14 protein-coding genes are annotated in these 12,416 nt (G+C 72.1%); 10 read left to right on the plus strand and 4 right to left on the minus strand.

Annotated elements, in window-relative coordinates; genetic code table 11:
* Nucleotides 1-128: 128 nt before the first annotated feature.
* Complete coding sequence (locus tag BUB75_RS46805; RefSeq protein ID WP_073265376.1) at nt 129-452, plus strand: STAS domain-containing protein; 324 nt, start codon at nt 129-131, stop codon at nt 450-452.
* A 47-nt stretch (nt 453-499) separates the two neighbouring features.
* Nucleotides 500-1,417 (plus strand): SDR family oxidoreductase, encoded by a 918-nt coding sequence (locus tag BUB75_RS40145; RefSeq protein WP_073265378.1) that lies wholly within the window; start codon nt 500-502, stop codon nt 1,415-1,417.
* On the opposite strand, the gene BUB75_RS40150 is transcribed toward BUB75_RS40145, so the two are convergent.
* The gene (locus tag BUB75_RS40150) at nt 1,408-2,454 is read right to left on the minus strand and encodes a helix-turn-helix transcriptional regulator (RefSeq protein WP_084742333.1); all 1,047 of its coding nucleotides are present in this window, start codon (nt 2,452-2,454) and stop codon (nt 1,408-1,410) included. The genes BUB75_RS40145 and BUB75_RS40150 overlap by 10 nt on opposite strands.
* Before the next feature lie 75 nt (nt 2,455-2,529).
* On the opposite strand from BUB75_RS40150, the gene BUB75_RS40155 reads away from it, so the two are divergent.
* Complete coding sequence (locus BUB75_RS40155) at nt 2,530-3,150, plus strand: MSMEG_1061 family FMN-dependent PPOX-type flavoprotein (RefSeq protein ID WP_073265486.1); 621 nt, start codon at nt 2,530-2,532, stop codon at nt 3,148-3,150.
* Nucleotides 3,151-3,506: 356 nt separating this feature from the next.
* On the opposite strand, the gene BUB75_RS40160 is transcribed toward BUB75_RS40155, so the two are convergent.
* The gene (locus tag BUB75_RS40160) at nt 3,507-4,307 is read right to left on the minus strand and encodes a helix-turn-helix transcriptional regulator (protein ID WP_218618062.1); all 801 of its coding nucleotides are present in this window, start codon (nt 4,305-4,307) and stop codon (nt 3,507-3,509) included.
* Nucleotides 4,308-4,397: 90 nt separating this feature from the next.
* On the opposite strand from BUB75_RS40160, the gene BUB75_RS40165 reads away from it, so the two are divergent.
* From BUB75_RS40165 to BUB75_RS40190, 6 genes are all read left to right on the plus strand, one after another.
* Nucleotides 4,398-5,378: an ABC transporter substrate-binding protein gene (locus BUB75_RS40165; RefSeq protein WP_073265383.1), complete on the plus strand. Its 981-nt coding sequence runs from the start codon at nt 4,398-4,400 to the stop codon at nt 5,376-5,378.
* The gene (locus tag BUB75_RS40170; RefSeq protein WP_073265385.1) at nt 5,375-6,160 is read left to right on the plus strand and encodes a siderophore-interacting protein; all 786 of its coding nucleotides are present in this window, start codon (nt 5,375-5,377) and stop codon (nt 6,158-6,160) included. The genes BUB75_RS40165 and BUB75_RS40170 overlap by 4 nt, the downstream gene beginning before the upstream one ends.
* Entirely contained in the window at nt 6,138-7,130 is a 993-nt protein-coding gene (locus BUB75_RS40175) for a FecCD family ABC transporter permease (protein ID WP_073265387.1), read from the plus strand. The genes BUB75_RS40170 and BUB75_RS40175 overlap by 23 nt, the downstream gene beginning before the upstream one ends.
* Nucleotides 7,131-7,144: 14 nt before the next feature.
* Nucleotides 7,145-8,092 (plus strand): iron chelate uptake ABC transporter family permease subunit, encoded by a 948-nt coding sequence (locus tag BUB75_RS40180; RefSeq protein ID WP_084742349.1) that lies wholly within the window; start codon nt 7,145-7,147, stop codon nt 8,090-8,092.
* On the plus strand, nt 8,089-8,859 hold the full coding sequence (locus tag BUB75_RS40185) for an ABC transporter ATP-binding protein (protein WP_084742334.1): 771 nt from the start codon (nt 8,089-8,091) through the stop codon (nt 8,857-8,859). Before BUB75_RS40180 ends, BUB75_RS40185 begins: the two co-directional genes overlap by 4 nt.
* A 79-nt stretch (nt 8,860-8,938) precedes the next feature.
* Nucleotides 8,939-9,703: a S1 family peptidase gene (locus BUB75_RS40190; protein ID WP_073265389.1), complete on the plus strand. Its 765-nt coding sequence runs from the start codon at nt 8,939-8,941 to the stop codon at nt 9,701-9,703.
* A gap of 227 nt (nt 9,704-9,930) precedes the next feature.
* Here BUB75_RS40190 and BUB75_RS40195 read toward each other — a convergent pair whose 3' ends face one another.
* Nucleotides 9,931-10,125 (minus strand): hypothetical protein, encoded by a 195-nt coding sequence (locus tag BUB75_RS40195; protein ID WP_073265391.1) that lies wholly within the window; start codon nt 10,123-10,125, stop codon nt 9,931-9,933.
* A 45-nt stretch (nt 10,126-10,170) separates the two neighbouring features.
* The gene (locus BUB75_RS40200; protein WP_218618064.1) at nt 10,171-11,541 is read right to left on the minus strand and encodes an FAD-binding oxidoreductase; all 1,371 of its coding nucleotides are present in this window, start codon (nt 11,539-11,541) and stop codon (nt 10,171-10,173) included.
* An 83-nt stretch (nt 11,542-11,624) separates the two neighbouring features.
* On the opposite strand from BUB75_RS40200, the gene BUB75_RS40205 reads away from it, so the two are divergent.
* On the plus strand, nt 11,625-12,413 hold the full coding sequence (locus BUB75_RS40205) for a CPBP family intramembrane glutamic endopeptidase (RefSeq protein ID WP_073265395.1): 789 nt from the start codon (nt 11,625-11,627) through the stop codon (nt 12,411-12,413).
* The last annotated feature ends 3 nt before the right edge of the window (nt 12,414-12,416 follow it).

A 12,416-nucleotide genomic window follows, 5' to 3' on the forward strand; every position in this document is an offset into this window, starting at 1 on the left:
CCGGATGCCGGGGGGTGGGCGAGAATCAGCGCGAAGCGGGCGCCCCGAAGCGCTCCTACGCGCGTGGTCAAACAGTCGGCCCGTTCAGAGCGGGCCTGTGTGGGCCCCGGCGGGACCAGGAGCAGCACGTGGACGATGTGAGCGCCGCGGCCGTCACCGGCCCCGTGCAGTGGGTGCGGTCTGACCAGCTGTTGCTCGTCTGGGTGCGGGGCGCCGTCGATCCGGCGCAGGCCGACCTGTTGGAACAGGTGGTCGAGGTCGCGGCGCCCGACGACCGGATCGTCCTGGACCTCACCGCCGTGACGTTCTTCGGCTCGGCCGGCCTGAAGTTCCTCGCCACGCTGGGCCGCCGGGTGGACCGCCCGGTGGTGATCAGCGGCCTGCCGGACTTCGTGCGCACGGTTCTCGTCCGCACCGGGATGCACGCGCTGGTGTCGTTGCCGACGCGCTGATCGAAACCTTGTCACTGGTTGGCAGGGTTCGGCGCGACGCTGCTCTCATGACTGTTGACCTCACCGGAAAAATCGCTCTCGTCGCCGGCGGGACGCGCGGCGCCAGCCGGGCCATCGCGGTCGAGCTGGGCCGGGCGGGCGCCTACGTCTATGTGACCGGCCGTTCGTCGAAGGCCGGACGCTCGGAGGTGGACCGGCCGGAGACGATCGAGGAGACCATGGAGCTGGTCGAAGCCGCCGGTGGCTCCGGAACCGCCGTGCGCGTCGACCACCTGAACCCCGACGAGGTGCGGACGCTCGCCGAGCGGGTGGGCGCCGAGCACGGCAGGATCGACGTCCTGGTGGACGGCGTCTGGGGCGGCGACCACCACATTCAGTGGGGCAAGCCGGTCTGGGAACACGACCTGGACGCGAGCTTGCGCATGGTGCACCTGGGCATCGACGCGCACGTGATCACCTCCCACTTCCTGCTGCCGCTGGTGCTCGAGGCGCCCGCGGGACTGGTGATCGAGATGACCGACGGCACCGAGGAGTACAACGCCGAGTACCGCAACGGCACCGCACTGGGGTACTACGTGGCCAAGACCGCGGCGCACTCGCTGGCCCGCGCGGAAGCGGCCGAGCTGGCCGAGCACGGCGTCACTGCGGTCGCGCTCACGCCGGGGTGGCTGCGGTCCGAGGCGATGCTCCAGGCGTTCGGCGTCCGCGAGGAGAACTGGCGGGACGCGGTGGCCGCGCAGCCACACTTCGCGATCTCCGAGACCCCGACGTTCGTCGCCCGCACGGTCGCCGCGCTGGCGGCGGACCCGGAGCGCGCGGAGTTCAGCGGGAAGACGCTGGACAGCGGTTCGCTGGCCCGCCGGTACCGCATCGACGACCTCGACGGCAGCCGCCCGGACGGGTGGCGCTACATGATGGAGGTCGAGCGCGCCGGTAAGCCCGCCGACACCACCGGCTACCGCTGAGCGGGGCTCGGTTCCGCCGGGCTCGGTTCCGCCGGCTGCCGCTCGGCGGCCGGTGGCGCGGGCGCGCGCTCGAGCGCGTGCGTCTGCGCCATCCGCCGGGCGGCTTCCGCGAACGCGGCCCGCGCGGCGGGTGGCTCCAGGATCTCCACCTCGACGCCGAGGGCCAGCAGCTGTCCGGCGGCGATCTCCGGGCTCTCCAGGCCGATCGTGAGCTCGCGCCTGCCCTCGGCGTCGGGTGGCCCCGCGGTGGCCAGCGCCGCTCGCGCGACGTCGGCGTCGAACATGCGGGGTAGCGTGCGGTAGCCCCGGGTGCTCAGCCGGATCCGCACGTCGACGCGCTGCAGCGAGCGTTCGAACTGCACCGACGACTGCTCCCACCAGTCGGCGAGGTCGAAGTCCTCCGGTCGCTCGAACGCCTCGTCGAGTTCCTCGGCGGCGACGATCCGGCCGACCCGGTACGTGCGGACCGTGCCGTCGACACCCGCCACCAGGTACCAGATACCGGCCTTGAGGACGAGGCCGAGCGGGTCGACCGTGCGCTCGACGGTGGTGCGATCACGGCGGTAGCCCAGCCGGGTGCGGTGGGAGTTCCAGACGGCCCTGGCCACGGTGGCCAGCTGCGCGGTGTCCTCCTCGCTGCGGAACCAGTCCGGGGCGTCCAGGTGGAACCGCTGCGCGACCAGCTGGGCCTGATCGCGCAGCGCGGGCGGCAGCGTGGCCGCGACCTTGGCGTGCGCGGCCGAGACCGCGGTGCCCAGCCCCAGCTCGGCCAGCGCCCGCGGCGCACCCATCGCGAACAGCGCGACGGCCTCGCGTGAGGTGAGGCCGTCCAGGCGCGAGCGCCAGCCCTCGACCAGCCGGACGCCGCCGTGGCGTCCGGTCTCGGTCCAGATCGGGACGCCGGCCTCACGCAGCGCGGCGAGGTCGCGGTGCAGCGTCCGCTCGGAGACCCCCACGGCCTCGGCCAGCTCGGGCACGGTCGCGGCGGAGCGTCGCTGCAGGATGAACAGCAGGGCCACCAGACGTTCCGCGCGCACACCTCATCCTCCCGCACCACCGCACGAGGGGGCAGGTTAGGTTAGGGGTGCCTAATCGCGTGCTGGAGGATGTCGATGACCGTGGAGTTACCGGTGTCCGTCGGTCAGCGGGTGACCAGCGTGGACGAGTTGCGCGAGTTCATCGAGGATCCGCATCCGCACGTGCGCGACAAGGTCATCTCGGTGATCGACGAGGAGACCGCGCAGTTCCTCGCGTTCTCCACGTATTTCCTGCTCGCCACCGTCGGCGCGGACGGGCGGGTGGACGTGTCGCCGCGCGGTGAGCAGCCGGGCGGCGTCCTCGTGCTCGACGAGCGGCATCTCGCGTTCGCTGACCGGCCGGGCAACCGGCGGATCGACAGCTTCCAGAACATCCTGGAGCGGCCCAACATCGGGCTGCTGTTCCTGGTGCCCGGCATGCGGGAGACCGTGCGGATCAACGGGCGGGCGACGATCGTCCGGGACGCGCCGTTCCTGGAGTCGTTACCGGGGGAGAAGGCGCCGCCGCTGGGGACGGTCGTGGAGGTGGAGGAGCTGTTCCTGCACTGCGGGCAGTCCTCGACGCGCGGGGGGCTCTGGAAGCCCGACACCTGGCCGGAGTCGAGTGCGCTGCCGACCGTGAAGGACATCTTCTACAGCCAGTCCGCGTACTGGGACGAGCCCCTCCCCGGCGTCACCCCCAAACGTCCGCGCTGACGCCCGTCCACAGGCCCGCCGGAAATCCCCAGGGCGGCGCCGTAGTGTGGGCGCAGCGGACGGAACGCCGCTGCCTTGTCCGGACGGTTGGATTCACGACGTCGGTATCGCGCTGGAGTCCGACTCGCGGGAGTTCCACGCGAGCATCGAGGGGTGGCAGCGCACGCTGCAACGCCACAACGTGCTGGCGGCGCACAGCGTCCTGACGCTGCACTTCACTCCGCGGGAGGTGCGCGAGGATCCGGAGCGGGTCCTCGCACTCATCGAGCAGGCATGCCGGGAGCGACCGTCGGGCTTCACCGGGGCGCGCGTCGTGGATGGTGGATCGGCCCATCCACCCGGGCAGGCGCCCCGCGTCACCCGCGCAGGCGGCCGCCGCCCGGGGTCACGCCGAACGCGCGCCCGAACGCGGCTACGAACGCCGACGTGCTCGCGTACCCCACCCGCCGCGCCACCTCGCCCACGGAGTACGAACGTAACAACACGGTGGACGCCTGGAGCCGCAGCTCGGTCCGCCACCGTGAGTACGACGTCCCGTACTCGCGCTGGAAGTCCCGCTGCAGCGTCTTCGGGCTGATGTGCAGCCGCCCTGCCCACTCCTCGAGCGTCGTCGGGTCGGCCGGGTCACGGGTCAGCGCACGCGCCACCGCCAGCGCGTAACCCCCGCCGGCCCCGGCGCCCCCGACCCCCGCCGACACCGGCGACAGCCCGCCCATGATCGCCGGCCGGGCAGCCAGCCCTTCCTCGGGCGGGCAGTCCGAGCGGGCGATGCTCTCCAGCAGCGCCGCCGCCCCCGGAGCGAACGCGGCCATGCCGACCCGGAACCCCACCAGCCCGGCCGGGATCTCCCGCAGGCACACCCGGTACACGGTCTGGCGCGCCCCGGCCCGGACCTCGTGGGTCATCGCCCGCTGCGCCCAGAACGCCTCGCCGGGCCCCACGAACACCGTCGAGACCCCGTACCGTGCGGCCAGCATCCCGGACGGTGACCAGTAGAACTGGTGCAGCAGGTCCTCGCGTCCCTCGCCGAAACCGAGCGCGGACGACGACCGGTACCGCAGCACGAGGATCCCGTACGGCTTGCCGAGCCCGTACCCGAACTCGTCGCAGACGGCCGGGTCGACGACGTCGCCGCCCACCTGTCCTCTGCGCGACACGGGATGACCTCTCAGCGACATGAACGACGACACAAGTAAGGGTAGCCTCACCTCTTCGTAAGCCTCTCATCAGCACGTCCAAGGACTCTCATGCGTTTGCGTTACTTCGGCGCCGCCGTGCTCGCCCTGGCCCTCGTGGCCGGCTGCGGCAGCAACGACGACTCGTCCACGGCGGAAGCCACCACCCGCAGCTTCACCGCCGACAACGGCACGGTGGAGATCCCGACCGACCCGCAGCGTGTCGTCGCCACCGGCTACGCGGTGCCCGCGCTGATCGAGGCGGACGCCGAGCTGGTCGGCATCTCGTCCTGGAAGCGCGGCATCCCGCTGATGACGCCCGAGGACCTCGCCACCTACAACAAGCTGACGAAGGTGGCGGGCGAGACCGCGGCCGAGACGAACTACGAGGCGATCGCCGCCGCCAAGCCCGACCTGATCGTGATCGGCGTCCCCAAGCCGGTGCTCGCCGACATCGACCTCGAGCGGCTGAAGGGCATCGCGCCGGTCGTCGCGATCGGCCCGACGGTGCCGGACGCGTGGCGGGTGCTTTCGCAGAAGCAGGCGGATGCGGCGGGGGCTTCGGAGGGTTTTGAAGCCGAGAAAAAGACATACGAAGAAAAAGCGCTTTTGCTGAAAAACAAATATGCAAAAGCGCTGCAGGGATTGAAGTTCGGCCATGTGGGTGGTTACGGCGACATCTCGAAGGGTCAGTTCCATCGGGAGTTCGCGAAGTCGTGGGGCACGAACATCGCCCAGGACGTCGGCGTGACCTACTACGGCCAGGTCAAGGAGCCGGGTGAGGGCAGCAAGGCCGTCTCCGAGTACCCGTCGATGGAGGAACTCTCCGCGAGCCTCGGCGAGGCCGACGCGATCACCTACACCGTGCAGCCGGACGGCACACCGTCGGACTCCGTGCAGGCCGTGCTCGACTCGCCGCTCTGGAAGAACCTGAAGGCGGTCAAGGCGGGCAAGGTGTTCGCGATCCGCTACACCGAGGCGGCCACCTACCCCGCCGGGACGAAGACGCTCGACGCGATCGACCAGGCCCTCGCGCCGCTGCTGGCCAAATGACTCGCGAAGTGAGGACCGACCCCGGTCCGAAGGTCGCCGCCCACCACCGGGCGGGCAGCGGCGTGACCCGCGTCCCGTACCCGATCGGCGTCCGCCGGGCGACGATCACCGCGATCACGTCGGTCACCCCGGCCATGACCCGGGTGACGTTCGGCGGCGACGGCCTGAACGGCCTGCACACCTACCAGGCCGACGACCACGTGCGGATCGTGTTCCCGGACCCGGACGGCACCCGGCGCGACCCGGTGCCCAACGCCGACGACATGCTCGACTGGCCGGACCCGTTCCCGCCGACCCGTAAGTACACGATCCGGCGGTACGACCCGGTCACGTCCGAGCTTGATCTGGACTTCGTGCTGCACGAGGGCGGGCTGGCGTCGACCTGGGTCCGGAACGCCACGGTCGGCGAGGAGGTGACGATCGCCGGGCCACCCGGTGCCATGGCGTTCGCCCAGACGTACGGCCACTACGCTTTCGTCGTGGACGCCACCGCACTCCCGGCGCTCGCCCGCTGGCTGGACGAGTCCCCCGCGGACGTCTCCGCGCACGTCGTGGTCTTCGACGACGAACGTGCGTACCCGCTGGCCGAGCGCGAACGGGTGACCGTCACCTACGACGAGCCGGACGCTGTGCGCGGGCTGCCGCTGCCGGAGGGCACGTTCGTGTTCGCGGCGGGGGAGGCCACCGCACTCAAGCCGGTACGCACCTGGACGCGCGGGCGGTTCGACAACCTGGTCACCGGATACTGGAAGCGCGGCGTTGCGGCGCACAGCGACGATTGACCAGCTGGTCGTCCTGGGGCTAGCGCTCGTCGTTCTGCTCGTGGCCGTGGTGGCCGGGATCGCGATCGGTGCCCGGTCGGTGGCGCCCGCCGAAGTCTGGCGGGCGCTGTTCGACTACGCGGGCACCGACGACCACGTCGTGGTTCGTGACCTCCGGCTGCCCCGGACGGTGTTCGGCGTGTGTGTCGGTGCCGCGCTGGGGGTGTCGGGCGCGCTGATCCAGACGCTCAGCCGCAACCCGCTGTCCGAGCCGGGACTGCTCGGCATCACGGCCGGAGCCGGGTTCGCGATCAACGTCGGTGCGCTGGCGGGGGTCGCCGGGACCCAGCTCGGGCAGCTCGGGCTGGCGGTCGTGGGCTGCGCGGCGGCGTCGGTCGTCGTCTACGCGGTGGGCCGGACCTCACCGCTGCGGCTCGTGCTGGCCGGCGTCGCGCTGACCGCGGTCCTGATGGGCATCTCGCTGGGGCTGCGGCTGAGTTTCCCGGACGTGTTCGACCAGTACCGGTTCTGGTCGGTGGGCGCGCTGGCCGGCAGCGAGCGGATCCCGATGGCCGTCCCGGTGACGGTCGTGGTGCTGTCGCTGGCCGGTGCGCTGCTGGTGTCCCGGCCGCTGTCGGCGCTGGTGCTCGGCGACGACGTCGCCCGGGGGCTCGGCGCGTCGGTGGCGCGCACCCGGCTGATCGTGCTGGTGCTGGTCACGCTGCTGGCCGGCGCGGCGACGGCGGTGGCGGGCCCGATCGCGTTCGCGGGGCTGATCGTGCCGCACCTGGCGCGCCGGATCGCCGCCGATTCGGTGCCGTGGCTGATCGTGCACTCGATGGTGGTGGGCGCGGTGCTGCTCGTCGTCGCCGACATCGGGTCGCGGGTGCTGCTGCCGACCGGCGAGGTGCCGGTCGCCGTGGTGACCGCGTTCCTGGGCGGGCCGGTGCTGATCTGGGCGGTACGGAAGTACGAGGGGGCCGGGCTGTGAAGTTCCGGCTCTCGATGCTGCTCACGATCGTGCTCCTCGCGTTCGTCGCGCTGCACTACGGCAGCGCCTGGTCCGCGCCGCCGGACGTGCTGGCCGCGCTGGTCGGGCGCGGCGACGAGGAGTTCGTCATCCTCAACTGGCGGCTGCCCCGGGTGACCGCCGCGCTCGCCTTCGGCGCGGCGCTCGGCCTGGCCGGTGCGCTGTTCCAGAACCTGACCCGCAACGCGCTCGGCAGCCCGGACGTCATCGGGCTCGACACCGGCGCCTACACCGGGGCGCTGGTCGCGATCACGCTGCTCGGCGGGTCCGCGGGCGCGTTGCAGGCCAGCTCGGTGCTCGGTGGGCTGGCCGCGGCGGCGGCGGTCTACGTGCTCTCCTCGGGGCGCACCGGCTTGAGCGGCCTCCGGCTGGTCGTCGTCGGGATCGCGGTCAACGCGATGCTCACCGCGGTGAACTCGTGGATCGTGCTCCGGGCCGAGCTGGACGTCGCGATCGCGGCCACCGGGTGGAGCGCCGGTTCGCTCAACGGCGTCGACTGGGACGAGTTGGTGGTGCCGCTGGCGGTGCTCGGCGCGCTGGTGCTGGTGCTGGTCGGGATGGCGCACACCGTCCATCAGGCCGCGCTCGGCGACGAGGTCGCGGTGACCTCCGGGGTGCCGCTGGACCGGTTGCGCCTGCTGATGGTCGCGGTCGGCGTCGGCTGCACGGCGACCGTGACCGCGGTGGCCGGGCCGATCGTGTTCATCGCGCTGGCCGCCCCGCAGATCGGGCGGCGGCTCGCCCGGGAGGCCGGCGTGCCGTTGCTGCCGGCGGCGCTCACCGGTGCCGTGCTGCTGCTCGCCGCCGACCTGACCGCGCAGGTGCTCTTGGCCCCCACCGCGCTGCCCGTGGGTGTCGTCACCACCGCACTCGGGGGGTGCTACTTGATCTGGCTGCTGATCGTGGAGGTGCGCCGCCGGTGAAACTTATCGGAAAAGACCTCACGCTCGCCTACGGCGAGCGGGTGGTGTCGCGGGACATCACGCTGGCCGTCCCCGACGGCGCGTTCACCGCGATCGTCGGCCCGAACGCCTGCGGCAAGTCGACGCTACTCAAAGCGCTGGTGCGGCTGCTGCCCCCGGTGTCCGGACAGGTCCTTCTGGACGACGTCCCGGTCGCGTCGCTGCGGCCGCGGGCGTTCGCCCGGCAGATCGGGTTCCTGCCGCAGACGCTGATCGCCCCCGAGGGCATCACCGTGCGGCGGCTGGTCGCCCGCGGCCGGTACCCGCACCAGTCGCTGCTCGGCACCGCGTCGGCGGCCGACACCGAGGCGGTCGGCGCCGCGCTCGCCGACGCCGGTGTCACCGAGCTGGCCGACCGCCAGGTCGACCAGCTCTCCGGCGGACAGCGCCAGCGGGTCTGGGTCGCGATGGTGCTGGCCCAGCAGACCCGGTACCTGCTGCTGGACGAGCCGACCACGTTCCTCGACATCACTCACCAGTACGAGCTGCTGTCGTTGTTCGCGCGGCTCCGCGACGCCGGCCGGACGATCGTCGCGGTGCTGCACGACGTCAACCAGGCCTGCCGGTTCGCCGATCACCTGGTGGCGATGAAGGACGGCCGGATCGTCGCGCAGGGCGCCCCGTCCGACGTCGTGGACGCCGCGCTGATGGACGACGTCTTCGGGCTGCCGAGCCTGGTGATCCCGAACCCGGTGACCGGTACGCCGATGATCGTGCCAACCGTCTGACGCAAATCTGTCCATAACCGAGCGGGTGGCGACGGGCCCGAGTAGGAAGGAGCACGGCTGTCCCCGACGAGAGGCCCGTATGCGCGCGCTGTCCGTTCTGGCTCTGTCCGCCGTCACCGTCGGTGCCGTTCTGCTCGGTGGGCCGTCGCCCGCTCAGGCCGTCGCCAACGGCTTGCCGGTCGAGGAGGGCAAGTACGGGTTCTCGACGAAGCTGACGATGACCGGGATCCCGAACCCGGACGGCAGCACCCGGAACAGCGCCTGCTCGGGTGCGCTCGTCGCGGCGCAGTGGGTGCTCACCGCCGGGCACTGCTTCCACGACGTCGACGGGAACCTGGTCAGCGGCCCGGTGCCGTACCCCACCACCGCCACGCTGGGCCGCGTCCAGGCGGACGGGCCCGGCGGGGTCGACGTCGCCGTCGTCGAGGTGGTGCAGTCGCCGGTCAACGACATCGCGCTGGCGCGCCTGGAGAAGCCGGTCGGGCGGGTGAAGCCGGTGCGGGTGGCCCGGGTGGCGCCGCGGGCCGGTGAGGTGCTGCGGCTGACCGGCTGGGGTGCGCTGGACGGCCTGTCCACCGAACCGGCCGAACAGCTGCAAACCGGCCTGGTGACGGTCGCGAGCGTGGCCGAGACGACGATCGGCGTCACCGGCAAGGCGCCGTCGCCGAGCACCAGCGCGTGCCTGTACGACTCCGGCGCGCCGTACTTCCGGGAGACCCGCCGCGGCCCCGAGGTGGTGTCCACCGAGAGCACCGGGCCGGACTGCCCGCACTTCGTCGAGGAGACCACGGCCCGGGTAGACGTCGCCGCCGACTGGATCCGGACGACGACCGGCAGCCGCTGAGCGCCGGACTCACCGGCGCCGGAACCGCTTCACGGCCGTGACCAGCCCAAAAAGGAGCATTCCCACCAGAATCGGTCCCGCGAACCACAGCAGCGGGCCGAGCACCATCCAGGTCGGGTCGGACCGGCTCACCGGACCCGCTTCCGCGCGACCCGAGCCGGCGATGCGGTCCCCGTGTTTACATGCGTCACATCAGTAATGTCACTCGAGGAACGCGTCGTGTTGCATCAGCCGCTCAGCTCGTTTCCCTCGCCGCGCGGCGGGGGCGGCGAGCCGTGATGCCACCAGAGCGCGCCGCACTCCACGCAGATCAGGTGCTCCCCGTCGCTGGCCCGGAGAGCACCCGCCTCGTGCGCACACCACGGGCGCCCGCGCAGGATCCAGTTCCACTCGAGTGCCGCGCTCTCCGAGCTGACGCCCATGGATCCACACGCTAGGCCCGCGCCGCCGTCCGCGGACCGGTTTCGCTAGGTGAAGACCTTGCCGGGGTTGAGGATGCCCGCCGGATCGAGGGCGTGCTTGACCGCGCGGTGCATCGCCTGGACGGCCGGTGACAGCTCGCGTTCCAGGCCACCCCGCTTCAGCAGCCCGACGCCGTGCTCACCGGTCACCGTGCCGCCCAGCTCCAGAGCGTCCACGATGATCTGTTCGAACGCGGATTGGGCCCGCACGCGGGCCGCGTCATCACCGGCAGGCGTGAGGATCAGCGGGTGCAGGTTCCCGTCTCCCGCGTGCGCGACGTTCGCGATGTGGACGTCGTGCCGCGCAGCGGCCGTTTCGATGCGCGCCAGCATCTCCGGCACCGCGGCCTTCGGGACGCACACGTCCTCGGTGAGCACCGGACCCAGCCGTTCGAGCGCCGGGTAGGCGAGCCGGCGGGCGGCGAACAGCGCGTCGGCCTCCTGCTGGTCGGTCGACTGCGCCGCCCAGGTCGCGCCCGCGTTCTCGAAGCACGCCAGCATCGTCGCGGCCTCGGTCTCCCCGGCCAGTCCGGGCGCGTCGGTGCGGCCGAGCAGGACGACGTTCGCGTCCACCGACAGCCCCATGTTCTTCCAGGCGTCGACGGCGGCGAGGCAGTGCCGGTCGACCAGCTCCAGCGCGGACGGGATGACCCCGGCCTCGCCGATCGCGCGGACGGCCTCCCCGGCGGCGACCACCGAGGCGAAGTGGCCGGCGACGGTCCGCTCGGGCGCGCGTGCCGGGCGCAGCCGCACGGTGACCTCGGTGACGACGCCGAGCGTCCCCTCGGATCCGACGATCAGTCCGGCCAGGTCGTATCCGGCGACGCCCTTCGCGGTGCGGCGGCCGAGCCGGACCAGTTCGCCGGTGCCGGTGACGACCTCCAGCGCGAGCACGTAGTCACGCGTGACGCCGTACTTGACGCAGCACAGCCCGCCGGCGTTCGTCGCGACGTTGCCGCCGATCGTCGACCACGGTGCGCTCGCCGGGTCCGGCGGGTACCAGAGGCCCTGCGCGGCGCACGCCGTCCGCAGATCGTCGTTGACGACGCCGGGCTGCACGACCGCGAGCCGTTCCACCGCGTCGATCTCGACGATCCGGGTCATCTGCTCGGTGGACAGGACGACGCAGCCGTCCAGCGCGTTGGCGCCGCCGGACAGCCCGGTACCGGCGCCGCGGGGGACCAGCGGCACCCGGTGGCGGAGGCAGGCCCGCACGACCTCCTGCACCTCGGCGCTGGTGCGGGGGCGCACGACCAGCAGCGGCGCCCCGTACGGTGCCCACTCGGCCTCGTCACGGGAATAGGAGGCCTGGACGTCGGCGTCCTCGATCAGCCGGTCCGGCCCGAGCAGCGTCCGCAGTTCCTCGACGAGCGTCACGGCCCAAATCTACGGTTAGGTCCACCCGCGAACTCCGGTCAGGTGGAGTGATTGTCGCCGCGCGCGCTGGTGGGGTGGGACGCATGACGACGCGTGGAGTGCGGTGGTACCTGATCCTCTCGTTCGGACTGTTCTGGGGCTGGATCCTGACGATGTGGGCGACCGGCGTCTCACTGACCAACCCGCTCGCCCAGTTGCCGGGGGGCTTCGCCCCGGCGATCGCGGCGTTCGTCGTGCGGCGGTACGTGACCAGAGAAGGGTTCGCCGACGCCCGGTTACGGCTGCGGTGGCGCGCGGCGTGGCGGTATTACGTGCTGGCGTGGCTGGCTCCGATCGGCGTGCTGGCGGTCACCGTGGTGCTCGCGGTGCTCTTCGCCGGCTACCGGCCGTCCGGGCTCGGGGTGGTTGCCCCGTTCGTGCTGATCGCGCTGGTGGTGCCGCCGATCTTCTTCGGTGAGGAGTTCGGCTGGCGCAGCTACCTGCAGCAGCGGATCGTCGCCCGCCCGACCGTCGCGGTGCTGGTCACCGGCCTGATCTGGGGCGTCTGGCACTGGCCGCTCGCGTTCACCGGGTACGCGGACTACGACAACCTGCCGCTGGGGCTGGCCACCTGGACCGTGCACACGCTGCTGATCGGGATCCTGCTGGGTTGGCTGTTCGTCCGGTCGGGCAGCGTGTGGGTGACGTGCCTCGCGCACGGCTGCTCGAACCTGGTCGGTGGGGTCGGGGCTGAGTTGCTGCTGGTGGACGACGGTGGCATGAGCCGGGCGGCCGTGGACGGGCTCAGCCTGGTGCCGCTGCTGGCCCTGGCCGCCGTCGTCCTCGGAACGCGCCAGTTCGAGCGGGTGCCGGTCGCCGCCGCGCGAGAATGACCG

The organism is Cryptosporangium aurantiacum, assembly GCF_900143005.1.
GTDB lineage: Bacteria > Actinomycetota > Actinomycetes > Mycobacteriales > Cryptosporangiaceae > Cryptosporangium > Cryptosporangium aurantiacum.

Excerpts from the sequence above, each read along its gene's own strand:
- BUB75_RS40145 (WP_073265378.1), top strand. The coding sequence starts at position 500 with ATGACTGTTGACCTCACCGGAAAAATCGCTCTCGTCGCCGGCGGGACG.
- BUB75_RS40155 (WP_073265486.1), top strand. The coding sequence starts at position 2,530 with ATGACCGTGGAGTTACCGGTGTCCGTCGGTCAGCGGGTGACCAGCGTG.
- BUB75_RS40165 (WP_073265383.1), top strand. The coding sequence starts at position 4,398 with ATGCGTTTGCGTTACTTCGGCGCCGCCGTGCTCGCCCTGGCCCTCGTG.
- BUB75_RS40170 (WP_073265385.1), top strand. The coding sequence starts at position 5,375 with ATGACTCGCGAAGTGAGGACCGACCCCGGTCCGAAGGTCGCCGCCCAC.
- BUB75_RS40180 (WP_084742349.1), top strand. The coding sequence starts at position 7,145 with ATGCTGCTCACGATCGTGCTCCTCGCGTTCGTCGCGCTGCACTACGGC.
- BUB75_RS40190 (WP_073265389.1), top strand. The coding sequence starts at position 8,939 with ATGCGCGCGCTGTCCGTTCTGGCTCTGTCCGCCGTCACCGTCGGTGCC.
- BUB75_RS40195 (WP_073265391.1), bottom strand. The coding sequence starts at position 10,125 with ATGGGCGTCAGCTCGGAGAGCGCGGCACTCGAGTGGAACTGGATCCTG.
- BUB75_RS40205 (WP_073265395.1), top strand. The coding sequence starts at position 11,625 with ATGACGACGCGTGGAGTGCGGTGGTACCTGATCCTCTCGTTCGGACTG.